Raw genomic sequence first — 25,158 nt, forward strand, 5'->3', positions numbered from 1 at the left:
CTCCCTCTCCCCCTCGAACTCCAGCCTAGCGAGTGGACAGGTGCGTGTGGATGTTCTGGGCGAGCACGGGGCCGATTCCCTGGACTTCTTCGATCTGCGCCGGGGCGGCCGCACGGAGCGCGGTCACCGAGCCGAAATGCTTGAGCAGCAGCTTGATCCGTGAACTGCCGAGTCCCGGGACTTCTGCGAGCACCGAACTGATGTCGTTGCGCCGTTTCTTGCGCTGATGCGTGATCGCGAATCGGTGTGCCTCGTCACGCAGTCGTTGCAACAGATAGAGGGCCTCACTCGTGCGAGGCAGGATGACGGGGAAATCGTCTCCGGGCAGCCAGACCTCTTCGAGGCGCTTCGCGATTCCACAGACCGCGATCTCGGTGTGCCCCGCGTCGCGGAGTGCTCGTGCTGCGGCCTCCACCTGGGGCTGCCCGCCATCGACCAGCAGAAGCTGGGGTGGGTAGGCGAAGCGGGGCTTGCGACGCACCGTCGCTGCGCCGACGTCCTCGGACACGACCTCTTCGGTCGTCGGGTCGACCACCTCGGACTCCTCTTCGGGACGGTCGAGATAGGCCAACCGCCGACGGAGCACCTGGTACATCGAATCGGTGTCGTCCGTGGTCTCGGCGATGTTGAACGACCGGTACTGGTCCTTGCGAGGCAGCCCGTCTTCGAAGACGACCATCGACGCGACGACATTCGTCCCTCCGAGGTGCGAGATGTCGAAGCACTCGATCCGCAGCGGGGCTTCGTCCATGCCGAGCGCTTCCTGCAGGTCGGTGAGGGCCTGGGTGCGGGCGACGTAGTCCGTCGTGCGTCGAGTCTTGTGCCGGATCAGCGCCTGTTGCGCGTTCAGTGTCGCCGTGCGCATCAGGTCGGCGCGCTGGCCGCGCTGGGCGACGGCGATCTCGACTCTCTTGCCGCGTCGCTCGCGCAACCATGTCTCGAGTTCCGCGGCGTCGTCGGGCAGTGTCGGAACCAGGATGCGACGAGGGACGTCCTGCGCTTCACCGTATGCCTGCTGCAGCACCTGCTCGACGAGCTCGCCGCTGGAGATGTCGATCTCCTTCTCGATGGTCAGCGCGCGCACACCCCGCACTCGGCCGCCGCGGATCACGAAGTGCTGCACCGCGGCGGAGAGCTCGTCCTCCGCGATGCCGAACAGATCCGCGTCCTCGTCCGCGGGCAGCACGAGCGCGCTCTTCCCCAGCACAGCCTCGATCGCGGAGAGCTTGTCGCGGTACTTCGCCGCGGCCTCGTAGTCCATCGCCGCGGATGCAGCCAGCATCCGCTTCGTGAGTTCCCGGGTGAAGCGCTCGTCACCGCCGGCCATGAATGCGACGAAGTCATCGACCATCGCGCGATGCTCCTCGATGCTCACCGTCATCGAGCACGGGCCACCGCACTTGCCGATCTGTCCGGGGAAGCAGGGTCTGCCCGTCTGCATGGCGCGCCGGTAGCTGGAGTCGCTGCAGGTACGGATCGGAAACGCCTTGATCATCAGATCGATCGTCTCGTGCACCGCCCAGACCTTCGGGAACGGACCGAAATACCGTGCTCCAGGAATCTTGCGGTTTCGAGTGACGATCACACGAGGTGCCTCGTCCGCGAGCGTGACCGCCATGAAGGGGTAGGACTTGTCGTCCTTGTAGCGCACGTTGAAGGGTGGATCGAACTCCTTGATCCACATGTACTCGAGCTGCAGGGAGTCGACATCCGTGGATACGACGGTCCACTCGACGGAGGCCGCCGTGGTGACCATCCGTCGAGTGCGCTCATGCAGCGTCCGCAGGGGCGCAAAGTAGTTCGAGAGCCGTTGTCGCAGGTTCTTCGCCTTGCCGACGTAGAGCACGCGCCCGGCGGCATCCCGGAAGCGATACACACCGGGGTCGGTCGGGATCTCCCCCGGGCGCGGCTTGTACGGCAGCACGTCGGCCATCAGCTGGCCTTCCGCGCAGCGCGCCCCTCACCCAGGATCTCGCCGAGGAACAGGCCGGTGTGGCTCTCCTCGACACGCGCGATCTGCTCCGGGGTGCCCGTGGCCACGATCTGACCGCCGCCGGAACCGCCCTCGGGGCCGAGGTCGATCACCCAGTCGGCGGACTTGATGACATCGAGGTTGTGCTCGATGACGATCACGGTGTTGCCCTTGTCGACCAGACCGTTGAGGACCTCGAGAAGCTTGCGAACGTCTTCGAAGTGCAGGCCCGTGGTCGGTTCGTCGAGCACGTAGATGCTGCGTCCGTTGCTCCGGCGCTGCAGCTCGGTGGCGAGTTTGACACGCTGCGCTTCCCCGCCCGAGAGCGTCGTCGCCGACTGCCCCAACCGCACGTAACCGAGCCCGACGTCGACGAGGGTCTTCATGTAGCGGTGGATGGCCTGGATCGGCTCGAAGAACTCCGCCGCCTCCTCGATCGGCATCTCGAGGACCTCGGCGATGTTCTTGCCCTTGTAGTGCACCGCCAGGGTGTCGCGGTTGTACCGCTTGCCGTGGCAGACCTCGCAGTCGACGTACACGTCGGGCAGGAAGTTCATCTCGATCTTGATGGTGCCGTCGCCGGAACAGGCCTCACAGCGGCCGCCCTTGACGTTGAAGCTGAAGCGGCCGGGCAGATACCCGCGGACCTTCGCCTCGGGCGTCTCGCTGAACAGGGTGCGGATGCGGTCGAAGACGCCGGTGTACGTCGCCGGGTTCGATCGCGGGGTGCGGCCGATCGGCGCCTGGTCCACGTGCACGACCTTGTCGAGGTTGTCGAGTCCCGTCACGCGCGTGTGCTTTCCCGGAACCGTGCGGGCACCGTTCAACCGAGAAGCGAGCACCTGGTAGAGGATGTCGTTGACGAGCGACGACTTTCCGGAACCGCTCACGCCGGTGACCGCGGTGAGCACGCCCAACGGGAAGTCGGCTGTGACGTTGCGGAGGTTGTTCGCCCGCGCACCGACGACACTCAGCATCCGCTTCTTGTCGATCTTGCGACGCTTCGTCGGCATCGGGATCTCGCGGCGGCCGGAGAGATACTCCCCCGTCATCGACGCGCTGTCGTTGAGCAGAGCCGAGTAGGGGCCGGAATGCACGACTTCGCCGCCGTTGACGCCGGCACCGGGTCCGATGTCGACGACCCAGTCTGCCGCTTCGATCGTCTCCTCGTCGTGTTCCACCACGATGAGCGTGTTGCCGAGATCGCGCAGCGTGAGCAGGGTCTCGATCAGGCGACGGTTGTCACGCTGGTGGAGTCCGATGGAGGGCTCGTCGAGCACGTAGAGCACGCCGGTGAGGCCGGAACCGATCTGCGTGGCCAACCGGATGCGCTGCGCCTCACCACCCGAGAGCGACCCCGCCGAGCGGCTGAGATTGAGGTACGAGAGCCCGACCTGCAGCAGGAAGTCGAGACGAAGCCGGATCTCACGCAGCACCTGCGCAGCGATCTTCGCCTCGCGGTCGGTGAGGGTCAGCGTCTCCATGAACGCGCGGGCGTCGGCGAGGCTCAGGTGCGAGACCTCTGCGATCGAGTGGCCGTGGACCTGGACGGCGAGCACCTCGGGCTTGAGCCGGTCGCCGTCGCAGACCGGGCACGGCACCTCGCGGAGGTATTCGCCCCACCGGTTGCGCTGGTTGTCCGACTCCGCCTGCAGGTACTGCCTCTCGATGTAGGGCACCACGCCCTCGAAACCGGAGGCGTAGCGCATCTCACGCCCGTAACGGTTCTTCCACTTGACGGTGACCTTGTAGTTCTCCCCCCGCAGCACGGCGTCCTGCACATCGGAGTGGAGCTCGCGCCAGGGCGTGTCCAACGAGAAGTCGAGGTCACGCGAGAGCCCCTCGAGAAGGCGCTCGTAGTACTGGAACAGACCCTTGCCCTGGGTGGTCCACGGGATGATGACACCCTCACGGATCGAGAGGTCTTCGTCGCCGAGCATCAGGTCGACGTCGACGGACATCCGGGTGCCGAGGCCGGAGCACGCGGGGCAGGCACCGAACGGCGCGTTGAAAGAGAACGTGCGGGGCTCGATCTCGGTGAGGGTGAGCGCGTGCCCGTTCGGACACGCCAGCTTCTCGGAGAACGTCTGCCACGCGTCGTCGCCCTCACCGTCGACGTAGTTGATCTGCACCACTCCCCCGGCGAGCCCGAGTGCGGTCTCGACGGAGTCGGTGACGCGACCGAGGATGTCATCGGAAGCGACGAGGCGGTCGACCACCACAGCGATGTCGTGCTTGTAGCTCTTCTTGAGCGTCGGCGGCTCAGCGAGCTGGATCAGTTCCCCGTCGACGATCGCACGGGAGTACCCCTTGGCACCGAGTTCGCGGAACAGGTCGACGAACTCGCCCTTCTTCTGCGAGACGATCGGAGCGACGACCTGGTACCGGGTGCGCTCGGGCAGCTCCATGAGCTGATCGGCGATCTGCTGCACCGTCTGACGCTGGATCCGCTCACCGCATTCGGGACAGTGCGGGACGCCGATGCGCGCCCAGAGGAGACGCATGTAGTCGTAGATCTCGGTGATGGTGCCGACGGTCGACCGCGGGTTGCGGTTGGTGGACTTCTGGTCGATCGAGACCGCCGGGCTCAGCCCCTCGATGAAGTCGACGTCTGGACGGTCGACCTGACCGAGGAACTGGCGCGCATAGGCGCTCAGCGATTCGACATAGCGACGCTGCCCCTCGGCGAAGATCGTGTCGAACGCGAGACTGGACTTTCCCGACCCGGACAGGCCGGTGAACACGACCAGGGAGTCGCGTGGGATGTCGATGTCGACGTTCTTGAGATTGTGGACGCGGGCACCGCGGACACTGAGTTTTCCTGAGGAAGCAACGGGGACGATGGGCACCCGACAAGTCTACGAGGGGCCACCGACATCGGCTCCGCTGGAGCGTCCCGCGACCTCTTCCGTCGCCGACGCGGGTCGAGGCGAAAGCGATGACGAGTCAGCCGAGCTCGAGACGCCGCCCTGCGAACGGGCTGAGGCCGTCCCTGAGTGCCGCGATCTCGTCGACGTCCATGCCCACCGCCGCCATGACTCGACGAGGGACGTCGACGGCTTTCTCGCGCAGGGCCGCCCCCGCCGTCGTCAGCGTGATCTCGAGACGTCTCTCGTCCTCCGTGCTGCGCTGTCTGGCCACAAGCCCCTCAGCTTCGAGCCGCTTGACGAGAGGCGATGCCGTGGCCGGTTCGAGTGCGAGGTCGACCGCCAGCTCATTCAACGTGCGCGGGGCCCTCTCCCAGAGCGCGAGCATCACGAGGTACTGCGGATGCGTGAGACCCAACGGCTCCAGGATCGGTCGGTAGAGGGCGACGACATTGCGCGCCGCGGTCACCAGCGCGAAGCACAGCTGGTTCTCCAACTTGAGCAGGTCATCGGTCGCCGTCACAGGGGAAACTATACATCCGCGCTAATCATTAGTACACTAACCAACATGGCAAAGGACTCCGACCGCCCGCCCCTCCGAACGCGAATCCGCGAGGCAGGGGGCGTCTACTCCTGGGTGAACACGAACCTGATCCGGTTCGCCGGCCCCGCCTCGGTCGGTCCGTACGAGAAGACTCCTCCGCCCAGCCCTGCGGAACGAGCCGAACGGGCATGTCCGCTCTGCGGGGCACCCATGACGCTGCACACGATCGACCGTTCCGGGCCGAAACCGCTCGTGCACTGCCCCTGATGTCAGTCCGTCTGCGGCGTCGCCACGGCTGACCCTGTCGACTCCCGCGCGACGTCGAGCCAGAACATCAGCTCGTCGTCGTCTTCGATCACACCGGGCACGACGTCGAGCCAGCCTGAGCTCATCGTGCGTGATCCCATCACCGCGCGCGCGACTCCCGGTCGGGTGAGCAGCGTTGCCCCGCTCTCGTCATCGACCCGCACCAGGAGGACGCCGCCCGGTCGCGCTCCCAAAAGGATGCGGCCGTCGTCGAGGAAGGCCCGCGTGCCGAACATGCGCCGCTCCTCGATCTCGACGTCGGCGCTCAACAATGCCCTGATCCGGTCGGCGAGTTCGTCTCCTGCTGCATCCATCGATCCCCGCCTCGCTTACGCGTGTCCCGCGCGCTCCATCGCGCGAAGCTCTTTCTTGAGGTCCTGCACCTCGTCGCGCAGTCGCCCCGCGAGCTCGAACTTCAGCTCGGATGCGGCCGCGAGCATCTGATCCGAGAGATCCTGGATCGTGGCCTCGAGCTGCTGGGCCCCTTCGGCGGCGATGCCGGTCCGGCGAAGGTTCGGCGTCGGCGACTTGCCCTTGCCCGACGCGCGACCACGACCCGACAACATCTCTGCGGTGTCGGCACCTTCGCGTGCCAGCACCTCGGTGATGTCCGCGATGCGCTTGCGAAGCGGCTGTGGGTCGATGCCGTTCTCCTTGTTGTACGCGATCTGCTTCTCGCGACGACGGTCGGTCTCCTCGATGGCCTTCGCCATAGAATCGGTCATCTTGTCGGCGTACATGTGCACCTCACCCGAAACGTTACGAGCGGCACGCCCGATCGTCTGGATCAGTGAGGTTCCCGAACGGAGGAAGCCTTCCTTGTCGGCGTCGAGGATCGCCACGAGCGAGACCTCGGGAAGGTCGAGACCCTCTCGGAGCAGGTTGATGCCCACGAGCACGTCGTAGACCCCCGACCGCAGCTCGCTGAGCAGTTCCACACGACGTAACGTGTCGACGTCGGAGTGCAGGTAGCGCACCCGCACACCGTGCTCGCCGAGGAAGTCGGTGAGCTCCTCGGCCATCTTCTTCGTCAGGGTGGTCACGAGCACGCGCTCGTCGCGCTCGACACGGAGGCGGATCTCTTCGAGCAGGTCGTCGATCTGCCCCTTCGAGGGCTTGACCACGATGTGGGGATCCACCAGCCCGGTCGGACGGATGATCTGCTCGACGACGCCGTCAGCGATTCCCATCTCGTACTTGCCGGGGGTGGCCGACAGGTACACGGTCTGACCGATCCTGTTCTTGAACTCGTCCCAGCGCAGCGGACGGTTGTCCATCGCGCTCGGGAGTCGGAACCCGTGGTCGACGAGGGTGCGCTTGCGGGAGGCATCTCCCTCGTACATCGCCCCGATCTGCGGCACCGTCACATGCGACTCATCGATCACCATGAGGAAGTCGTCGGGGAAGAAGTCGAGCAGCGTGTGCGGCGGCTCCCCCGGCTCGCGACCGTCCATGTGCCTCGAGTAGTTCTCGATCCCCGAGCAGAACCCCAGCTGCTGGAGCATCTCGAGGTCGAAGGTGGTCCGCATGCGCAGGCGCTGCGCCTCGAGGAGCTTGCCCTGCCGTTCGAACTCCGCCAGACGCTCCTCCAGCTCGGCCTCGATGGTGCCGATCGAACGCTGAATCACATCGGTTCCGGCCACATAGTGCGAGGCAGGGAAGATCGGCACGGAGTCGAGCTTCTCGATGACCTCCCCGGTGAGCGGGTGGAGTGAGTACAGCGCTTCGATCTCGTCTCCGAACAGCTCGATCCGGATGGCGTGCTCTTCGTAGACGGGGATGATCTCGATCGTGTCGCCGCGGACACGGAAGTTGCCGCGGGAGAAGTCGACGTCGTTGCGGTTGTACTGCATGGCGATGAACTGCCGGATGAGTGCATCACGGTCATAACGCTCCCCCACCTGCAGCGCCACCATCGCCCGGAGATACTCTTCGGGCGCACCGAGACCGTAGATGCACGAGACCGTGGAGACCACGATGACGTCGCGTCGGCTGAGCAGCGAGTTCGTCGTCGAGTGCCGGAGCCGCTCGACTTCGGAGTTGATCGACGAGTCCTTCTCGATGAAAGTGTCCGTCTGCGGCACATAGGCCTCGGGCTGGTAGTAGTCGTAGTAGGACACGAAGTACTCGACCGCGTTGTTCGGCATCAGCTCACGGAACTCGTTCGCGAGCTGCGCGGCCAGGGTCTTGTTGTGCGCCAGCACGAGCGTCGGACGCTGCACCTGCTCGACGAGCCACGCGGTGGTCGCCGACTTTCCGGTACCCGTCGCTCCGAGCAGCACGACGTCGGTCTCCCCCGCATTGATACGTGCCGCGAGCTCGGCGATCGCTTGCGGCTGGTCTCCGGCCGGCGCGTACTCGCTGATGACCTCGAAGGGGCGGACGCTGCGCGTGGGTTGCATGACTCCAGCGTATGCCGCCCCTCCGACATCGAGGCCGTCAGGCGACGATCGTGGCCGTCTGGGCCGACGGCTCCGTCGACCACGTGGTCGTTCCCCCGTCGACCAGGCTCATCGTGGCCGACGACGTGAGGGGGCCTGGCGCCGAACCGACCACATTGAAGCTCAATGCGTCGCCGAAGTTCGGCGGCGTCTTGGTGAAGGTGAAGGTCGTCGCCGAGGACCCTCCTGCCGGTGCCGGAACCCAGGAGCCGAAGGACGACGCGGCGTCGAGAGTCACCGGGGTGCTGAAGGTCACCACGACCACGAGTGATGCGCCGGTCGGAGGGTTCGCCCACGGATCGGCCCGGTAGCTGATCTGGGTGCTGAACGTCGCTCGAAGCCCCCCGCTGGCAGGCACCAGCGATGTGAAGCCCCCCTGAGCCTCCGCGTCCCAGTAGTAGTTCGCCGAATCGTTCGACGTGTTCGCGCTTGCGGCCGCCAGCGGGACGGCCACGGCAGCGGCGATCACGGGGACCGACCATGCGGCTCCGACGACGACCGTTCGGCGTGAGACGCCATGATTGTCCTGAGTCATTTCTCCACTCCTCAGAGCGCAGAAAAGCTATCCCCCAGCAGACCATCCCCTGGTGCGTCCCCACGCCCAACACCAGAATATCAGCGGCGCTCGCGCCCTCCGGGCGGCCATCCCCGATCCGTCGGCGTCCTCCGAAGCGCCGAGATGGCGGCGAGAGCCGCGGCCGCGCACATCACGATGACGGCCGCCACGAACCATCCCCAGCTCGCGCCCACGAACACGAGGCCGAGCATCCATCCGAACAGGCTGGATCCGGCGTAGTAGGCGAAGTAGTACAGGGACGACGCCTGGGCCCTGCTGCGGGGGGTGGCCGCAACCGGTGTCCACCCCGAGGCGATGGCATGGGCTCCGAAGAAGCCGCCCGTGAAGAGCACGAGCCCCAACGACACCAACACCGCGACCTGCGCCAGCAGCAGCACGGCCCCCACAGCCATGACGCCGATCGAGGCGAGCAGCACGGGGAAGCGTCCGATCCGCGAAGCGAGCACGCCGGCCCACGGCGAGGACACCGTGCCCGCGAGGTAGGCGAGGAAGAGCATCGTCACCAGCCACGCCGGCAGGTCGAACGGCTCTGCCGCGAGGTGGAAGCCGAGGTAGTTGTAGACCGCGACGAACGCTCCCATCAACAGGAACCCCTGCGCGTACAGCGCCCACTGGCGCGGTGAGCGCAACGGACCACGGAGCTTCTCGAGGATGCCCGGGCCCCGGTCCGTACGCAGTCGTCCGGGGACGAATCCTCGGGCGCGGGGAGTGAGCCAGAGGAAGAGCACCGCGGCCACCGCGCACATCACGGCGACGGCCAGGACCCCGGCCCGCCATCCGGCCACTTCGCCGACGATCCCCGCGCCGATCCGGCCGAGCAATCCACCCACTGTGGTGCCCGCGATGTAGCTGCCGGCCGCCGCAGCAGCGTAGCCCGCCTCGACCTCCTCGCTGAGATATGCGAGAGCCACTGCGGGGACCGCCCCCAACGCCACTCCCTCCACGAACCGCAGGGCGAGCACAGCGAAGATCTCGTTGCTCAGCGGCGCCGAGAGACCGACGACGGTGGCCGTGAGCACACCTGTGGCCATCGCCGGTACGCGACCGATACGGTCCGCCACCATCGACCACGGGACCACGGCCAGCGCCAGGCCGAGGGTGGCAGCCGACACGCTGAGGGCCGCCGTCGCCGGGCTGACCGAGAGGTCGGATGAGATCTGCGGCAGCACGCCCTGCGCGGAATAGAGTTGCGCGAAGGTCGCGATGCCCGCGAAGAACAGGCCGACGATGAGACGCCGATACTCACGTGAACCACGCGCGTGACCGGAGAAGGTCACTGCGCGCTGATCCGCTCCCAGAGAGCGTCCGTCTGCTCACGAGTCCGCTCGAGGGTATCCGACGTGTCGATCACGACGTCGGCGATGGCGAGTCGCCGATCATCGGACACCTGGGCATCGATGCGGGCCTGCGCCGCACGTTCGTCCAAGCCTCGCAGTTCGACGAGTCGACGGCGTCGGACGGCCGACGGCGCGTGGGCGACCACGATGAGATCCCACGGATCGTCGACTCGGGCCTCGACCAGGAGAGGCACGTCGTACACGACGACGGCGTGCGGATCACCGGCGAAGGCATCGTCGAATCGACGCTGAGACTCCTCGCGCACGGCGGGATGCACGATCGCATTCAGCTGCGAGAGGAGCTCGGGCTCTGCGAAGACCCGCGAACCGAGGGCGGCGCGATCGAGCGCACCGTCCTCGCCGATGACCTCGGTGCCGAAGGTCTCCGCGATGCGATCGAGCACCGCCGAGCCCGGAGCCTGCACGTCGCGCACGATCTGATCGGCGTCGACGACGATCGCGCCGTGCTCCGCCAGACGCCGGGCGATGGTCGACTTCCCGGAGGCGATACCGCCGGTGAGCGCGATGAGAGGCATGACGCCAGTCTAGGGTTCGCCCGATTGCGGTTCAGCGTGCGAGCAGCTGCCGCCGTGAGCTGATCACGCCCGTGTCGAAACCGGCGAGGTGGAGCCCGCCGTGGAAGCGTGCGTGCTCGATCTTGATGCACCGATCCATCACGACAGACAATCCTGCCGACTCCGCGATCGCTGCCGCGTCCTCGTTCCAGGAACCCAGTTGCAACCAGAGCGTCCGCGCGCCGATGTCGATCGCCTCCTGCGCGACGCCGGGGAGGTCATCGTGCCGGCGGAACACATCGACGATGTCGGGGACGACGGGCAGATCGCTCAGCGATGCGTAGACGGGCTGCCCGAGGATCTCCTTCTCGCGCGGGTTGACGAGATACACGTCGTACGCCGTGCTGGAGAGCAGATACGTCGCCACGAAGAAGGAGGCGCGCGCAGGGTTGTTCGATGCTCCGACGATCGCGATCGACGTCGCGCGCCGGAGCAGCGAGAAGCGCTCCTGCTGATTCGGTCCTCGCCAGCCCCGCTCCGGATGTGCGGCTGCGGTGCCGGGGAGTGCGCAGGAAACGGCCTCCGTCGTCGACGGCAAGCTGCACGCCTCGCCGCCGGTGGTTTCCGTCGCGGTCATCGGTTCGCTCCCGTCGCGGTCGTGAGTGCCTGGTCGAGGTCCCAGATGATGTCTTCGGGGTCTTCCAGGCCCACGGAGATGCGGATCAGGTCGGGGCGCACACCGGCGGCGACGAGCTGCTCCTCGGTGAGCTGGCGGTGCGTGGTCGACGCGGGATGGATGACCAGCGTGCGGGCGTCACCGATGTTCGCAAGATGAGAGGCGAGCTGCAGGTTCTCGATCACGCTCTCCCCCGCGCTCCGGCCGTCGTCCGCTGCGACGCCGAACGCGAAGACGGAACCCGGTCCGAGAGGCAGGTACTTCGCCGCACGCTCGTGGTGCGGGTGTCCCTCGAGTCCTGCCCAGGTGACGTACGCGACCCGGGGATCGGTGGCGAGCCAGTTCGCGACGACCCGTGCGTTCGCGAGGTGCGCATCGATCCGCTGCGGCAGCGTCTCAATACCCTGCAGCAGATTGAACGCCGCCTGCGGGCTGAGCGCCGGGCCGATGTCGCGGAGCTGTTCGGAGCGGAGCTTGGTGAGGAAGCCGTACTCGCCGAAGTTGTCCCACCACTTGATGCCGCCGTACGACTCGACAGGCTCGGTCATCTGCGGGAACTTGCCGTTTCCCCAGTCGAACGTGCCCTTCTCGATGACGACACCGCCGAGAGTCGTACCGTGACCGCCGAGGAACTTCGTCACGGAGTGGATCACGATGTCTGCGCCGTGTTCCAGCGGGCGTGCGAGGTACGGCGTGGCGAGCGTCGCATCCACGACGAGCGGCACCCCCGCCTCGTGCGCGACGGCGGCGAGCCCCTCGATATCGGCGATCTCGCCCGACGGATTGCCGATCATCTCGACGTAGACGACCTTGGTCTCCGGACGGATCGCCGCGGCGAAGTCAGCGGGGTCGGTCGAGGCGACGAACGTGGTCTCGACGCCGAACCGCCGCAGGGTCACGTCCAGTTGCGTCACCGTCCCGCCGTAGAGCTGGGCTGCAGCGACGACATGGTCACCGGCACCGACGAGCGCAGCGAAGGTGATGAACTCCGCGCTCATCCCCGACGCGGTCGCCACCGCTCCGATGCCGCCTTCGAGCGAGGCCAGACGCTCCTCGAGTGCCGCGACGGTCGGGTTGCCGATGCGGGAGTAGATATTGCCGTACTTCTGCAAGGCGAAGAGATTGCCCGCATCTGCGGCGTCATCGAAGACGAAGGACGTCGTCTGATAGATCGGCACCGCCCTCGCGCCGGTCGACGCGTCGGGGGTGCCCCCGGCATGCAGGGCTCGGGTGCGGAATCCGAAACGGTGTTCTTCCGTCATGCTGTCCTCAGTTCGGCGTCGGTGAGCGCGTCGGCGATGTCGTCGACGGCCCAAGGGTTCTGCAGCGAAGTGGTGTCGCCGAGCGGAAGCGGCTCGCGCCCCGCGCGGCGGTCCTGCTCGGCCTCCCACAACTGTGCCAGGAGTCGGCGCATGATCTTGCCCGAACGCGTCTTCGGCAGATCGGGGACGACGACGATGTGCTTCGGCTTGGCGACGGGGCCGATCGCCTGAGCGACCTGGGTGCGCAGATCGGACGGGGTCACGTCTGCACGCCCGGACGGGGTCACGAAGACCGCCACGGCCTGCCCCGTGACCGGGTCGGAGACTCCGGCAGCCCCGGCCTCTCCGACCGTGTCGTGAGCGACGAGCGCCGATTCGATCTCGATCGTGGAGAGTCGATGACCGGAGACGTTCACGACGTCATCGAGACGACCGAGGATCCAGATGTACCCGTCGGCGTCCCGCGTCGCGCCGTCACCGGCGACGTAGAAACCGCCGAACTCGCCGAGTCCGGCGAACGTGGACCAGTACGCGTCCCGATAGCGCTGCGGATCTCCCCACACGGTGCGGGCCATCCCCGGCCAGGGACGTCGGACGACGAGTGTCCCTGAGCGGCCGGGCGGCACCTCGCGTCCGTCCGCATCGACCACCGCGACATCGATCCCCGGAAGCGGCACCGACGCCGACCCCGGTTTGAGGCTCGTGATCCCCGGGAGCGGGGCGATCATCGCGGCACCGGTCTCGGACTGCCACCACGTGTCGATCACCGGCAGTTCGTCGCGACCGAAGTTGCGACGGAACCAGACCCACGCTTCGGGGTTGATCGCCTCGCCGACCGTGCCGAGGAGCCGAAGGGTCGACAGGTCGTGACCGGCGGGAAGCTCGGCACCGAACCACGTCATGAAAGTGCGGATCAGCGTTGGCGCCGTGTAGTAGACGGTCACCCCGTAGCGCTCGATGATCTCGAGGTGGCGTTCGCGATGCGGGGTGTCCGGCGTCCCCTCGTAGATGACCTGTGTGATTCCGTTGGAGAGCGGGCCGTAGATCTCGTAGGTGTGCGCGGTGACCCATGCGAGGTCGGCGGTGCACCAGTGCACGTCATCGGGTTTGGCATCGAAGTGCGCCCAATGCGCCCAACTCGCCTGGGCGAGGTATCCGCCGGAGGTGTGCACGAGCCCCTTGGGCTTTCCGGTGGTGCCGGAGGTGTAGATGATGAAGAGCGGATGCTCGGCGTCGAACGAGTCCGCCTCATGCACCGGGGAGGCCGAGTCGACGACGTCGTGCCACCACACGTCACGACCGGAGGTCCACGGCACGTCCTGGCCCGTGCGGCGGAGCACGAGAACGTGCTCGAGCTCGGGCAGACCGGCGACGGCGACATCGGCCGTGGACTTGACCTCCGTGGCGACGCCGCGTCGGTACTGACCGTCGCTCGTGACGAGGAGCTTCGCCCCGGTGTCCGAGAGCCGGAACCGCACCGCCTCTGCGGAGAACCCGCCGAAGACGAGAGAGTGCACGGCACCCACCCGCGCGCACGCGAGCGTGATGACGATCGTCTCCACGAGCACGGGGAGGTAGATCACCACGCGGTCACCCGGTCGGATGCCGAGTGCGACCAAGGCGTTTGCCGCGCGGGCGACACGCTCCTGCAGCTCGGCGTAGGTGACGGCGCGGCGATCACCGGGTTCGCCTTCGAAGTGCAGCGCGACCTTATCGCCCCGTCCGGCGTCGACATGCCGATCGACACAGTTGACGGCGACGTTGAGACGCCCGCCGACGAACCAGCGCGCGGCAGGGACGGCGTCCCCGACCGGCGGATCCCACTCGTGCGCCGTCTCCCACGGGACAGACCACTCGAGCCGACGCGCTGCCTCTTCCCAGAACGCGATCGGGTCCGCCGTGCCCCGTGCATATGCTTCCTCGGTGACGTTCGCGTCGCCGAACCCGGAAGCCGCCGCGTACACCCGCGACTCCTGCAGCCGTGCCTCGGTCACGCTCACACCCATCGGCGGAGCAGGTACTTCTCCAGCAGCGCGAGGATGCCGCTGGTCAGCGTTCCGAGCAGTGCGAGCAGCACGATGGAGAGGAGGATGCGGTCGATGCGCCCCGTGCTCTGCGAGTCGGTCAGCAAGAAGCCGAGGCCCATGGATGAGGCGATCAGCTCCGCAGCGACGAGGAACAGCCACGCCTGCGCGAGGGCGAGACGAAGGCCCGACACGACCGAGGGGACGACGGCGGGAAGCTGCACCGTGCGGAACAGAGACCATCCGCGCAGGCTGAACGAGCGTCCGGCTTCGACCAGGTGCGGGTCGACGTGCCGGAGAGCCGAGGCCACCGTCGTGTAGACCGGGAAGAACGCGCCGATCGCGATCAGTGTGACTTTCGACTCCTCGCCGATCTGCATCCACAGGATGAGAAGCGGCACCCAGGCGAGCGACGGCACCGCCCGGGCCGCAGCGAGTGTCGGGCTGAGGAGCACATCGCCCCAGCGGGACAGCCCCACGATGCCCGCCGCGGCGAGCCCGATCACCGATCCGATCGCGAACCCGAGGAGGACGCGCTGCACCGAGATCGCGATATGCGTCCAGAGCTGCCCGCTCTCGGCCAGCTCGACGCCCGCCTGATAGACCGAGGCGGGCGTCGGCAGCCGATAGGACTCGACGAGACCGGACGTCGTCGCGAGTTGCCACACGAGGAGGATGACCGCCGGCAGCAGAAGCCCGCCGAGTACCCGCACCGCGGGACGATCCCAGCTGCGGCGACTCGCGCTTTCCGAGCTCGCGAGCTTCCCCGTGGCGAAGTCGAGGGCGTCCTGCGAGTCCGCAGGGACGATCAGCCGATCCGGAATCGTCACTCGCCGCCGACCGCCTTCTTCGCGAACGTGTCGTTCACGATCGATGCCAGCGCCTTGTCGACGGACTCCTTGCCACCCTGGACGTCGCCGGATTCGACGAGCACGGGAGCGATCTTCTCGAGCACCGCGATCTGGTCGTCGCCCGGGATCCCGCTGACGTCGAGGTTCGAACGCTCCTGGATCACCGTCGTCGCGACCTCGGAATCGATACCGGCGACCTCGGCGAGCAGCGCCGCGGTCTCCTCGGGGTGCTCGAGCGCCCACTCGCGCGCCTTCTCGTAGGCGTCCACGACGGCCTGCGCGAGGTCGGGGTGGTTGGTGAGGAAGTCCTCGGTGGCGTTGAGGAAGCCGTAGGTGTTGAAGTCCACGTTCCGGTAGATCAACTTGTCCCCCGACTCGACCTCTGCCGCGGCCATGATCGGGTCGAGTCCGGCCCATGCGTCCACCGAGCCGCCGTCGAGCGCGGCCCTGCCGTCGGCGTGCTGGAGGTTCTGCACTTCGACGTCGGAGAGAGACAGCCCGCCCTCTTCGAGCGCCTGCAGCAGGAAGAAGTACGGGTCCGTGCCCTTCGTGGCCGCGATCGAGGCGCCCTTGAGGTCTTCGATCGAAGTGATGTCGCTGTCCGGGCCGACGACGATGGCCGACCATTCCGGCTGCGAGTAGATGTCGATGACCTGGATCGGAGAACCGTTGGCACGCGCGAGCAACGCAGCCGATCCGGCTGTCGAGCCGACATCCACCGACCCCGAGCGAAGCAACTCGTTGGCCTTGTTCGAGCCGGCCGACTGCACCCACTCGACGTCGACGTCGTCCCCGAGGATGTCTTCGAGAAGACCCTGGTCGCGGACGACGAGGCTGAGCGGGTTGTATGTCGCGAAGTCGACGGACAGCGTGTCGGACGACCACTCCGTGGACCTCGAGGTGCTCCCGGTGTCGGATGCGGTGGCGTTCTCGCCGGCGACGCAGCCGGTCGCGACGAGCATCATCGTCCCGGCGACCGCGATCGCAGGGATGATTCGGCGGGTGGTGATGCTCATCTGGACTCCTCGGTGATGCGGTGGTGGGTGTCGACGCCGAGGCCTTCGAGAAGCTCGGCGCGCAGGTCGGCGAGTCCGCGATCGGCGCGGTCGCGAGGACGGATGCCCGGCACGAGGATCGTGCGCGAGATGGACGGCTCGTCGACGTCTGCACCGTTCAGCGTTCGCAGCAACAGCACTCGGTCGGCGAGATAGAGGGCCTCTTCGACGTCGTGCGTGACGAGGAGGACGGTGGTGGGCTCGGCCGCATGGATCTTGAGGAGCAGATCGTGCATGCGCAGGCGCGTCAGAGCGTCGAGCGCGCCGAAGGGCTCGTCGAGCAGCAGCACACCAGGGTTCCGGGCGAGAGCGCGGGCGAGCGAGGCACGCTGGGACATTCCGCCGGAGACTTCGCGCGGACGCTGATCGGCGGCCTGTTCGAGGCCCACCAGGTGCAGCAGCTCCCGCACGCGCTCGCGTCCGGCACGACGGGCCGTTCCCCGGGGCAGGCCGAGTTCGACGTTCTGGGCGATCGTGCGCCACGGCAGCAACCGGGGCTCCTGGAAGGCGATGGCGGTGCGCTCGTCGACATCGGTGACGCCGACGGCATCGAGGCGGATGTTGCCACGGGTCGGGGTGTCGAGCCCGCCGACGAGGCGCAGGAGCGTCGACTTGCCGCAGCCGGACGGACCGACCACCGCGAGGATCTCGCCGGCGCTGATGTCGAGGTCGATCCCCCGGAGCACGTCGCGTCGCCCGTGCGACAGCGGGAAGGAGCGCTCAACACCGTCGAGCCGCACGCTCTGCGCCGTCCCGGCCGCAGTCGATGCGTCGGCGAGGCGCGGCGAGGGCAACAGCGTGGTCATACCCTCATGCTGGCCGACGGGCTCCGATGTTACGAATGGGGCCGTAATGTTCCGTCACGCAAGACGTGGAGGGAACAGCGGGTACGCGAAACGGGCCGCCGCACCCGCCCGAAGGCGAGGCGACGACCCGTTTCAGAGACGTGCTTAAGCGTTGCCGCCCGAGAGCTTCTCGCGCAGAGCTGCGAGAGCCTCGTCGTCCGCCAGGGTGCCGGCGCCGGCAACTTCGGTGGCGAAGGCCTGGCCACCGAAGTCTTCTCCGGCTGCGGCCTCGGCCTCGGCCGCCTTGACGACCTGAGCCTTGTGCGCTTCCCAACGAGCCTGGGCTGCAGCGTACTCCTGCTCCCATGCCTCGCGCTGGGCGTCGAAGCCTTCCTTCCACGCACCGGTCTCGGCGTCGAAGCCCTCCGGGTACTTGTACTCGCCGTTCTCGTCGTACTCGGCGAGCATGCCGTACAGAGCCGGGTCGAACTCGGTGCCGTTGGGGTCGACCGACTCGTTGGCCTGCTTCAGCGACAGCGAGATGCGACGACGCTCGAGGTCGATGTCGATGACCTTGACGAAGACCTCTTCGCCGACGGAGACGACCTGCTCAGCCAGCTCGACGTGCTTGCTGGAGAGCTCGGAGATGTGGACGAGGCCCTCGATGCCGTCTGCGACGCGAACGAACGCACCGAACGGAACGAGCTTCGTGACCTTACCCGGCGTGACCTGACCGATCGCGTGGGTGCGGGCGAAGACCTGCCACGGGTCCTCCTGCGTCGCCTTCAGCGACAGGGAGACGCGCTCGCGGTCGAGGTCGACCTCGAGGATCTCGACGGTGACCTCCTGGCCGACCTCGACGACCTCGGAGGCGTGCTCGATGTGCTTCCAGGACAGCTCGGAGACGTGCACGAGGCCGTCCACGCCACCCAGGTCGACGAACGCACCGAAGTTGACGATCGACGAGACGACACCCTTGCGGACCTGACCCTTGTGCAGGTTGTTCAGGAACGTGGTACGCGACTCCGACTGCGTCTGCTCGAGCAGCGCGCGGCGGCTCAGGACGACGTTGTTGCGGTTCTTGTCGAGCTCGAGGATCTTCGCCTCGATCTCCTGGCCGAGGTACGGCGTGAGGTCGCGGACGCGACGCAGCTCGATGAGCGAAGCCGGGAGGAAGCCACGGAGGCCGATGTCGACGATGAGTCCACCCTTGACGACCTCGATGACCGTACCGGTGACGACGCCGTCGTTCTCCTTGATCTTCTCGACGTCTCCCCATGCACGCTCGTACTGAGCACGCTTCTTGGAGAGGATCAGACGGCCTTCCTTGTCCTCCTTCTGGAGGACGAGTGCCTCGACCAGATCGCCGACGGCGACGACCTCGTTGGGGTCGACGTCGTGCTTGATCGAGAGCTCACGCGAGGGGATGACACCCTCGGTCTTGTAGCCGACATCGAGGAGGACCTCATCGCGGTCGATCTTGACGATCGTGCCTTCGATGATGTCGCCGTCGTTGAAGAACTTCAGGGTCTTCTCGACCGCGGCCAGGAAGTCCTCAGCAGATCCGATGTCGTTGATGGCGACCTGCTTGGTGGCCGGGGCGGTCGTTGCGGTAGTCATGTAGTGGGTTGTCCTTGTTGAATGGAGACTCGGGCTGAGAGTCAAAGACCGCGCACGGCCGACAGCATGCTTCTCAGCAGTTGGATTTTGGTTTTCTCGTCACGAGGGCATGCGCATGCACGCCACGAGTGACGGTTAAGGCTATCAGAAGTTCGCGCACCGCAGGAGTCGGATCCGAACACCCTCCCTGTGGATAACTCGAACCGGCCGAGGCCCATTCCTCCTACGGTGGCGGGGTGACACCGGCTACTCCCCTGACCCCCGCCCTTCCGACGCGACTCGCGATCCTCGCGGCCGCCGTCGCGCTGCTCGCGGGGTGCGCCCCCGACCCCGTGCCGACCCCGACCCCGACCCCGACCGCCGCCTTCGCTTCCGAAGAAGAAGCGTTCGCCGCCGCCGAGGCCACCTACCGCGCGTACAACGACGCGTTGAATCAGGTCGACTTCGCGAAACCTAAGACTTTCGAGCCGGTGTACTCGTTACTCTCGGAGACCGCCGCGGACTCCACCAGGAAGGCGTTCAGCGAGTTTCATGCCGAGGGCATTCGGACGGCCGGTGCTACGCACTACGACTCGTTCATCGGCGTCTCGGCAGATCCGCGCAACGGAGTCATCAATGCGGACGTTTGCACTGACGTAAGCGATGTCGAAGTCACCAACGCTTCAGGCACATCGATAGTGTCGGTAGATCGCCCGCCCCGTCAGTCCATAAGCGTGCGCTTCGTTGCGGGCCCGGGTGGCGACAGCCTGACGATTTCCGAACTGGAATCCTCCGAGGGTGACCGATGCGTACGTTGATCCTCGTGATCGCCTTGTGGATCCCAACTGCGGCGATCTCACTCCCCGCAGCCAGTTCATGCAACGCTGCCGTCTCAATGGTTTCAGGCTGCGCTCAGAACGACGGGAGCCAGTTGACGATCTCAGCCACCGAGACGGAGAAGTCTCCGGATGGCGCTTCCCCCGGTTCACCAGACACCCCTGACGCACCGCCGCCGTGTGTTCCCGATCCAGTCCGGACCACGAGTTGTGGGATCTCGGCGGAGCGCGTGACGAACGACGACGGCGCGCCGCTCACGATCACCGATGTCGCGCAGTTCGCGCCCGCACCCGTGACGACAGTGGGCGAGCCCGGCAACGTGGGCGTCGCAGGGCTGCCGATGAACTTCGTGGCTTCGGCATCGGTGCAGACTCGCAGCGGCACTCTCCTGGGCCGGCCGGTCAGCGTGCGGTTCTCCCCCGCTCGTTTCGTCTTCTCCTATGGGGATGGGAGCACGGCGACCTCAGCAGGCAGCGGCCAGACGTGGACCGCACTCGGGCAGGCGCCGTTCACCCCGACGCCGACGAGCCATACCTATCGCACACGCGGAACCTTCCTCACCCACGTCAGGGCGTACTACACGGCAGAGGTCGACATCGGTGGAGGCTGGTTCCCGGTGGCCGGCGAACTCGCCATCGAGGGTTCCGCGCAGCGGATCCGTATCTACGAGGCCGACACCGCTCTCGTCGCTCGCACCTGTGCCGAGCACCCCCGCGCCACGGGGTGTTGAGCGCCAGGACAGTCCGCTCTCCGCACCCTGCGTCGGACCGCCGTGCCAGACTGTCGTTCGTGACCGATCGACTGATGCTGCTCGACACCGCCAGCCTCTATTTCCGTGCGTTCTATGGCGTCCCCGACAAGGTGACAGCACCCGACGGTTCCCCGATCAATGCCGCTCGCGGTCTCCTCGACATCATCGCCAAGCTCGTCACCCTCTACGAGCCCACACACGTGATCGCCTGCTGGGACGACGACTGGCGACCGCAGTGGCGCGTCGACCTCATCCCCACCTACAAGACCCACCGCGTCGTGGAGGTGGTCGCCAGCGGCCCCGATGTCGAAGAGGTCCCCGACTCCCTCGAAGCGCAGATCCCCCTCATCCGCGAGACTCTGGCGGCCATCGGCATTCCCATCATCGGCGTCGCCGAGCACGAGGCCGACGATGTGATCGGCACGCTCGCCACGACGGCCACGATGCCCGTCGACATCGTCACCGGCGACCGTGACCTGTTCCAGCTGGTGGACGATGCACGTGACGTCCGCGTCATCTACACCGCCCGCGGAATGAGCAACCTCGAGGTCGTGACCGACGCCACCGTCGTCGCGAAGTACGGGGTGCTCCCCTCCCAGTACGCCGACTTCGCGACCATGCGCGGCGATGCTTCGGACGGCCTGCCCGGCGTCGCCGGCGTGGGTGAGAAGACCGCGGCCACCCTGCTGCAGACGCACGCAGACCTGGAGGGCATCCGTGCCGCGGCGAAAGCGGGCGAAGGGATGAGCGCCGGAGTACGGGCGAAGCTGCTCGCCGCGTCCGACTATCTCGACGTCGCCCCGACGGTGGTCGCGGTCGCGACGTCGCTGCCGATCACGGTCCCCGACGTCCCCCTGCGCGTGCTCGACCCCGCGGAGGCGGATGCCGCAACGGCTCTCGCCGAGAGATGGAACCTCGGCGGCTCGATGACGCGTGCCCTCACTGCCGTGTCGAACGCCGCCCTCGCCGCAGACTGACGGCCGGGGTCCGACGGCGAATCACTCCGCCCAGGCGCGCAGCCGCTCGAGACCCCAGGTCGTGACGATGCGCGATAACGGGACGCCGGCGCGCTCTGCACGTTCTGCTCCGTGGTCGAGCAGCGAGAGCTGGCCGGGCGCGTGCGCATCCGAATCGATCGAGAACAGGCATCCCTCAGCGAGAGCGATCGCGATCAGATCGTCCGGCGGATCCTGCCGCTCCGGTCGCGAGTTGATCTCGACCGCCACGCCGTTCTCCGCGCAGGCTGCGAAAACGGCCTGGGCATCGAACGTCGACGGAGGGCGCGTTCCTCGGTCGCCCTGCACGAGGCGTCCGGTGCAGTGCCCGAGCACGTTGACCCGAGGGTGCGCGACCGCGGCGATCATGCGTGCGGTCATCGCCCGCGCATCCATGCGCAGTTTGGAATGAACCGACGCCACGACGATGTCCAGCTCGGCGAGCAGACCGTCCTCCTGATCGAGGCCCCCGTCTTCCAGGATGTCGACCTCGATGCCCGCGAGCAGGGTGAAGCCGTCACCGGATTCCGCGCGGACGAGCGGCATCTGCTCCCGAAGGCGCTCGGCCGACAGCCCGCGAGCGACCCGGAGGCGCGGCGAATGATCGGTGATCGCCTGGTACTTATGTCCGAGCGCCCTGGCAGCGGCAGCCATCACCGAGATCGGTGTGGTCCCGTCCGACCAGTCCGTGTGCGCATGCAGGTCGCCGCGGAGCTTCCCCCGGAGCTCCGACATACGCTCGGGCTCGACATCACCGCGCAACTCGACGAGGTAGTCGGGGACCTGCCCGGCCTGCGCCTGGCGAATCACCGCGAAGGTGGACTCGCCGATACCTTTGGCTGTACGCAGCCGCGTGGGATCCCGCTGAACGTCGTCGGGAAGATCCCGCAGGGTCGCAGCTGCCTGGCGGAAGGCCTTCGCGCGATACCGCGACGCACGCTCACGCTCCAGCAGGGAGGCGATCTCGAGCAGCGCGTCGACGGGATCCACGGTCACTCCTTCGGTGACGAGAGTTCGCGACTCACACCGATCCACTGGTCGAGCTTCGCGAGTGCGCGCCCGTCGTCGATCGCTGCCGAAGCCTTCTCATAGCCCTCACGCAGGCGCTCCAGAATCGGACGCTGCACCTGACCCGCGTCCTGAGACAGCTCGAAGGCCACGATGCCGGCAGCGGCGTTCAGGAGCACGATGTCACGGACTGCGCCGGAATCCCCTGCCAGAGTGCGTCGGAGCACCTCCGCGTTGTGCTGGGGCGACCCGCCGATCAGGTCGGCGAGATCGGCGATCGGGATTCCGAGATCGCGCGGGTCGAGGTCATGCTCGTGGATGTCTCCGCGCGTGACCTCCCAGATCCGGCTGTGCCCGGTCGTGGTGAGCTCGTCGAGGCCGTCGTCCCCACGGAAGACGAGCGCCGTGGCGCCGCGGGTCCGGAACACCCCGGTGATGAGTGGCACGCGCTCCATCTGCGCGACCCCCACGGCATTGGCTTCGGCACGCGCGGGGTTGCACAGCGGGCCGAGCATGTTGAAGACGGTGGGGACCCCCAGCTCGGCGCGCACGGCACCCGCGTGCTTGAAACCGGGGTGGAAGGCGCCCGCCCACGCGAACGTGATGCCGGTGCGGTCGAGGATGGTCGCCACGGCCGCCGGATCGAGGGAGAGCTCGAGTCCCAGCGCCCCGAGGACGTCGGACGAACCCGAGGCCGAGCTCGCGGCGCGATTCCCGTGTTTGACCACCGGAACACCGGTCGCGCCGATGACGATCGCCGCCGTGGTCGACACGTTCACCGTGCCGACGCGGTCGCCGCCCGTTCCCACGATGTCGAGCACATCCGGCGACACCGGCAGGGGAACGGCCGCCTCGAGGATCGCATCACGGAAGCCGACGATCTCATCGATCGTCTCGCCCTTCGCCCGCAATGCGATGAGGAAGCCTGCGAGCTGGGCTTCGCTGACGTCGCCCTGCATGATCTGACGCATGGCCCAAGTGGACTCCCAGACGCTGAGATCGCGACGCTCCAGCAGAGAAGTGAGCACGTCGGACCAGGTCAGCGAATCAGCCATGTGTGCGATCCTATCGGCGCGGAGAAAACATGCAGATCCTTCGCATCGGAGCTCCGATCCGCGGCCGACCGCTGTTTCCCGCGGATTCACCAGGTATTCGCAGGGTTTTCTTAGGGTCCCCTAAGTCGCAGACGGGTGAATCGAAGGCCGCTGGTGCAAGAATCACGCCCGAGATCGGCCATAATGGAGGGGTGACGACCTCAGCGACGTATGCCCCGGCGGCGAGAACGATTAAGCGGCCCAACCCGGTAGCTGTCGGCACCATTGTGTGGCTCGGCAGTGAGGTGATGTTCTTCGCGGGACTCTTCGCGATCTACTTCACCCTCCGCAGCACCTCACCGGAGCTGTGGGCTGACCGGACCGAGCTGCTGAACGTCCCGTTCGCCGCAGTGAACACTGCGATCCTGGTCCTGTCCTCGTTCACGTGCCAGATGGGCGTGTTCGCGGCAGAAGACCTGCAGCCCTACAAGATCGGCAAGGGACAGAAGAACGGCGCCGGCCGCCGTCGTCTGTTCGGCTGGGGAATGGTCGAGTGGTTCTTCCTCACCTTCGCCCTCGGCGCGATCTTCGTGTCCGGCCAGGTCTGGGAGTACGCACAGCTCGTCGCTGAAGGCATGCCGATCGGCGCCGACTCCTACGCCTCGGCGTTCTACCTGACGACCGGCTTCCACGCCCTGCACGTCACCGGCGGGCTCGTCGCGTTCCTGCTCGTCATCGGCCGCGCCTACGCCGTCAAGAACTTCCGGCACAAGGAGGCGACCTCCTCGATCGTGGTGTCCTACTACTGGCACTTCGTCGACGTCGTCTGGATCGTGCTGTTCCTCGTTATCTACTTCCTGAAATAAGAGCGGAGCTGATCCCCGAGATGGCACGAGAGAAGAAGCGCCGTTCCAGCGGTCGTCGCAGCCCTTTGGCGGCGGCCGCGCTCATCGGAGCAGGCCTCATGATCACCGGCGCGGTCTATGCCGGTGCAACCGCCGCATTCGCGGCGTCCGACACGCAGGCTGCGACGACCCAGCTGACCGTCGAAGACGGCGAGAAGCTGTTCACGGCGAACTGCGCCACCTGCCACGGTCTCGACCTGCAGGGAACCGCCAACGGCCCCAGCCTCTACGGCGTGGGCGAGCTGGCGACCGAGTTCCAGCTGTCGACCGGTCGCATGCCTCTGCAGATGCAGGGACCGCAGGCGCCGCAGAAGGAGCCGCAGTTCACCGAAGAGCAGATCCTCGCGATCTCCTCGTTCGTGCAGTCCACGGCCCCCGGCCCGACCTTCCCGGACGAGCGCATCCTCGACGGGGAAGGCGACGTCTCGCACGGAGCAGAACTGTTCCGCGTGAACTGCGCCATGTGCCACAACGTGGCCGCAGCCGGTGGTGCACTCACCGAGGGCAAGTACGCCCCCGCCCTGACCGAGACCAGTGCCCTGCACATCTATGCGGCCATGGTCACCGGCCCGCAGAACATGCCGGTCTTCGGTGACATGAACCTGTCCGACGAGGACAAGCGCGACATCATCTCGGCTCTGCTCTTCCAGCAGCAGTCCGTGCAGGTCGGCGGCTTCTCGCTCGGCTCCCTCGGGCCGGTCTCCGAGGGACTGTTCGTGTGGATCTTCGGTATCGGCGCGCTCGTCGCCGCCACCGTGTGGATCACGGCGAAGTCCAACTGACGCTTATTCATCGAAGAGGAACGTACGAGGAGCAC

The 25,158-nt window shown here is 66.9% G+C and carries 23 protein-coding genes; 6 read left to right on the forward strand and 17 right to left on the reverse strand.

Annotated features, from left to right (window positions below; genetic code table 11):
- Positions 1-25: 25 nt before the first annotated feature.
- From uvrC to L978_RS14625, 3 genes are all read right to left on the reverse strand, one after another.
- Positions 26-1,933 (reverse strand): excinuclease ABC subunit UvrC, encoded by a 1,908-nt coding sequence (uvrC, locus tag L978_RS14615; RefSeq protein WP_047524030.1) that lies wholly within the window; start codon positions 1,931-1,933, stop codon positions 26-28.
- On the reverse strand, positions 1,933-4,821 hold the full coding sequence (gene uvrA / locus L978_RS14620; protein WP_047524031.1) for an excinuclease ABC subunit UvrA: 2,889 nt from the start codon (positions 4,819-4,821) through the stop codon (positions 1,933-1,935). Before uvrA ends, uvrC begins: the two co-directional genes overlap by 1 nt.
- Positions 4,822-4,918: 97 nt before the next feature.
- Complete coding sequence (locus L978_RS14625) at positions 4,919-5,362, reverse strand: MarR family winged helix-turn-helix transcriptional regulator (protein WP_047524032.1); 444 nt, start codon at positions 5,360-5,362, stop codon at positions 4,919-4,921.
- A 45-nt stretch (positions 5,363-5,407) separates the two neighbouring features.
- Between L978_RS14625 and L978_RS18615 the strand changes: the two genes are divergently transcribed.
- Positions 5,408-5,650: a hypothetical protein gene (locus L978_RS18615; protein ID WP_081997077.1), complete on the forward strand. Its 243-nt coding sequence runs from the start codon at positions 5,408-5,410 to the stop codon at positions 5,648-5,650.
- Positions 5,651-5,652: 2 nt separating this feature from the next.
- Here L978_RS18615 and L978_RS14630 read toward each other — a convergent pair whose 3' ends face one another.
- From L978_RS14630 to rpsA, 12 genes are all read right to left on the reverse strand, one after another.
- Positions 5,653-6,003 carry a TfoX/Sxy family protein gene (locus tag L978_RS14630; protein ID WP_047524033.1) on the reverse strand — a complete coding sequence of 117 codons (351 nt, stop codon included), beginning with the start codon at positions 6,001-6,003 and terminating at the stop codon, positions 5,653-5,655.
- 15 nt (positions 6,004-6,018) lie between these two features.
- Positions 6,019-8,091, reverse strand: coding sequence for an excinuclease ABC subunit UvrB (uvrB, locus tag L978_RS14635; protein WP_047524034.1), 2,073 nt, complete (start codon positions 8,089-8,091; stop codon positions 6,019-6,021).
- A 37-nt stretch (positions 8,092-8,128) separates the two neighbouring features.
- Complete coding sequence (locus tag L978_RS14640; protein ID WP_047524035.1) at positions 8,129-8,665, reverse strand: hypothetical protein; 537 nt, start codon at positions 8,663-8,665, stop codon at positions 8,129-8,131.
- A gap of 80 nt (positions 8,666-8,745) precedes the next feature.
- A complete protein-coding gene (locus L978_RS14645) occupies positions 8,746-9,984 on the reverse strand; it encodes an MFS transporter (RefSeq protein ID WP_052193788.1) in 1,239 nt (412 codons plus the stop codon).
- Positions 9,981-10,580, reverse strand: coding sequence for a dephospho-CoA kinase (coaE, locus tag L978_RS14650; RefSeq protein WP_047524036.1), 600 nt, complete (start codon positions 10,578-10,580; stop codon positions 9,981-9,983). Before coaE ends, L978_RS14645 begins: the two co-directional genes overlap by 4 nt.
- 31 nt (positions 10,581-10,611) lie before the next feature.
- Positions 10,612-11,196 (reverse strand): CoA-binding protein, encoded by a 585-nt coding sequence (locus tag L978_RS14655; protein WP_047524037.1) that lies wholly within the window; start codon positions 11,194-11,196, stop codon positions 10,612-10,614.
- On the reverse strand, positions 11,193-12,497 hold the full coding sequence (locus L978_RS14660; RefSeq protein ID WP_047524038.1) for an O-acetylhomoserine aminocarboxypropyltransferase/cysteine synthase family protein: 1,305 nt from the start codon (positions 12,495-12,497) through the stop codon (positions 11,193-11,195). Before L978_RS14660 ends, L978_RS14655 begins: the two co-directional genes overlap by 4 nt.
- Positions 12,494-14,503: an acetate--CoA ligase gene (acs, locus tag L978_RS14665; protein WP_047524039.1), complete on the reverse strand. Its 2,010-nt coding sequence runs from the start codon at positions 14,501-14,503 to the stop codon at positions 12,494-12,496. Before acs ends, L978_RS14660 begins: the two co-directional genes overlap by 4 nt.
- Positions 14,494-15,351: an ABC transporter permease gene (locus tag L978_RS14670; protein WP_081997078.1), complete on the reverse strand. Its 858-nt coding sequence runs from the start codon at positions 15,349-15,351 to the stop codon at positions 14,494-14,496. The genes acs and L978_RS14670 overlap by 10 nt, the downstream gene beginning before the upstream one ends.
- The gene (locus L978_RS14675) at positions 15,348-16,388 is read right to left on the reverse strand and encodes an aliphatic sulfonate ABC transporter substrate-binding protein (RefSeq protein ID WP_047524040.1); all 1,041 of its coding nucleotides are present in this window, start codon (positions 16,386-16,388) and stop codon (positions 15,348-15,350) included. Before L978_RS14675 ends, L978_RS14670 begins: the two co-directional genes overlap by 4 nt.
- Entirely contained in the window at positions 16,385-17,233 is an 849-nt protein-coding gene (locus L978_RS14680) for an ABC transporter ATP-binding protein (RefSeq protein ID WP_047524041.1), read from the reverse strand. The genes L978_RS14675 and L978_RS14680 overlap by 4 nt, the downstream gene beginning before the upstream one ends.
- 144 nt (positions 17,234-17,377) lie before the next feature.
- Positions 17,378-18,832, reverse strand: coding sequence for a 30S ribosomal protein S1 (rpsA, locus tag L978_RS14685; protein WP_047524042.1), 1,455 nt, complete (start codon positions 18,830-18,832; stop codon positions 17,378-17,380).
- A gap of 236 nt (positions 18,833-19,068) precedes the next feature.
- Here rpsA and L978_RS14690 point away from each other — a divergent pair, with 236 nt between their 5' ends.
- From L978_RS14690 to L978_RS14700, 3 genes are all read left to right on the forward strand, one after another.
- Entirely contained in the window at positions 19,069-19,629 is a 561-nt protein-coding gene (locus L978_RS14690; protein ID WP_052193789.1) for a hypothetical protein, read from the forward strand.
- A 248-nt stretch (positions 19,630-19,877) separates the two neighbouring features.
- The gene (locus L978_RS14695; RefSeq protein WP_231555075.1) at positions 19,878-20,378 is read left to right on the forward strand and encodes a hypothetical protein; all 501 of its coding nucleotides are present in this window, start codon (positions 19,878-19,880) and stop codon (positions 20,376-20,378) included.
- Positions 20,379-20,437: 59 nt separating this feature from the next.
- Positions 20,438-21,376: a 5'-3' exonuclease gene (locus tag L978_RS14700; RefSeq protein ID WP_081997079.1), complete on the forward strand. Its 939-nt coding sequence runs from the start codon at positions 20,438-20,440 to the stop codon at positions 21,374-21,376.
- Positions 21,377-21,397: 21 nt separating this feature from the next.
- On the opposite strand, the gene L978_RS14705 is transcribed toward L978_RS14700, so the two are convergent.
- Together L978_RS14705 and trpD are read right to left on the reverse strand one after the other, a co-directional pair.
- Positions 21,398-22,384 carry a PHP domain-containing protein gene (locus L978_RS14705; RefSeq protein ID WP_197055673.1) on the reverse strand — a complete coding sequence of 329 codons (987 nt, stop codon included), beginning with the start codon at positions 22,382-22,384 and terminating at the stop codon, positions 21,398-21,400.
- 2 nt (positions 22,385-22,386) lie between these two features.
- Positions 22,387-23,457 carry an anthranilate phosphoribosyltransferase gene (gene trpD, locus L978_RS14710; RefSeq protein ID WP_047524046.1) on the reverse strand — a complete coding sequence of 357 codons (1,071 nt, stop codon included), beginning with the start codon at positions 23,455-23,457 and terminating at the stop codon, positions 22,387-22,389.
- Positions 23,458-23,648: 191 nt separating this feature from the next.
- Here trpD and ctaE point away from each other — a divergent pair, with 191 nt between their 5' ends.
- Both ctaE and qcrC read left to right on the forward strand, forming a co-directional pair.
- Positions 23,649-24,302 carry an aa3-type cytochrome oxidase subunit III gene (gene ctaE / locus L978_RS14715; protein WP_131491265.1) on the forward strand — a complete coding sequence of 218 codons (654 nt, stop codon included), beginning with the start codon at positions 23,649-23,651 and terminating at the stop codon, positions 24,300-24,302.
- A gap of 20 nt (positions 24,303-24,322) precedes the next feature.
- A complete protein-coding gene (gene qcrC, locus L978_RS14720) occupies positions 24,323-25,123 on the forward strand; it encodes a cytochrome bc1 complex diheme cytochrome c subunit (RefSeq protein WP_047524047.1) in 801 nt (266 codons plus the stop codon).
- The last annotated feature ends 35 nt before the right edge of the window (positions 25,124-25,158 follow it).

The organism is Microbacterium sp. ZOR0019 (assembly GCF_000800925.1).
Classification (GTDB): domain Bacteria; phylum Actinomycetota; class Actinomycetes; order Actinomycetales; family Microbacteriaceae; genus Microbacterium; species Microbacterium aurugineum.

Excerpts from the sequence above, each read along its gene's own strand:
- qcrC (WP_047524047.1), top strand. The coding sequence starts at position 24,323 with ATGGCACGAGAGAAGAAGCGCCGTTCCAGCGGTCGTCGCAGCCCTTTG.
- uvrB (WP_047524034.1), bottom strand. The coding sequence starts at position 8,091 with ATGCAACCCACGCGCAGCGTCCGCCCCTTCGAGGTCATCAGCGAGTAC.
- L978_RS14655 (WP_047524037.1), bottom strand. The coding sequence starts at position 11,196 with ATGACCGCGACGGAAACCACCGGCGGCGAGGCGTGCAGCTTGCCGTCG.
- uvrC (WP_047524030.1), bottom strand. The coding sequence starts at position 1,933 with ATGGCCGACGTGCTGCCGTACAAGCCGCGCCCGGGGGAGATCCCGACC.
- L978_RS14630 (WP_047524033.1), bottom strand. The coding sequence starts at position 6,003 with ATGGATGCAGCAGGAGACGAACTCGCCGACCGGATCAGGGCATTGTTG.
- acs (WP_047524039.1), bottom strand. The coding sequence starts at position 14,503 with ATGGGTGTGAGCGTGACCGAGGCACGGCTGCAGGAGTCGCGGGTGTAC.
- L978_RS14680 (WP_047524041.1), bottom strand. The coding sequence starts at position 17,233 with ATGACCACGCTGTTGCCCTCGCCGCGCCTCGCCGACGCATCGACTGCG.
- L978_RS18615 (WP_081997077.1), top strand. The coding sequence starts at position 5,408 with ATGGCAAAGGACTCCGACCGCCCGCCCCTCCGAACGCGAATCCGCGAG.
- L978_RS14640 (WP_047524035.1), bottom strand. The coding sequence starts at position 8,665 with ATGACTCAGGACAATCATGGCGTCTCACGCCGAACGGTCGTCGTCGGA.
- L978_RS14660 (WP_047524038.1), bottom strand. The coding sequence starts at position 12,497 with ATGACGGAAGAACACCGTTTCGGATTCCGCACCCGAGCCCTGCATGCC.
- rpsA (WP_047524042.1), bottom strand. The coding sequence starts at position 18,832 with ATGACTACCGCAACGACCGCCCCGGCCACCAAGCAGGTCGCCATCAAC.
- coaE (WP_047524036.1), bottom strand. The coding sequence starts at position 10,580 with ATGCCTCTCATCGCGCTCACCGGCGGTATCGCCTCCGGGAAGTCGACC.
- L978_RS14675 (WP_047524040.1), bottom strand. The coding sequence starts at position 16,388 with ATGAGCATCACCACCCGCCGAATCATCCCTGCGATCGCGGTCGCCGGG.
- trpD (WP_047524046.1), bottom strand. The coding sequence starts at position 23,457 with ATGGCTGATTCGCTGACCTGGTCCGACGTGCTCACTTCTCTGCTGGAG.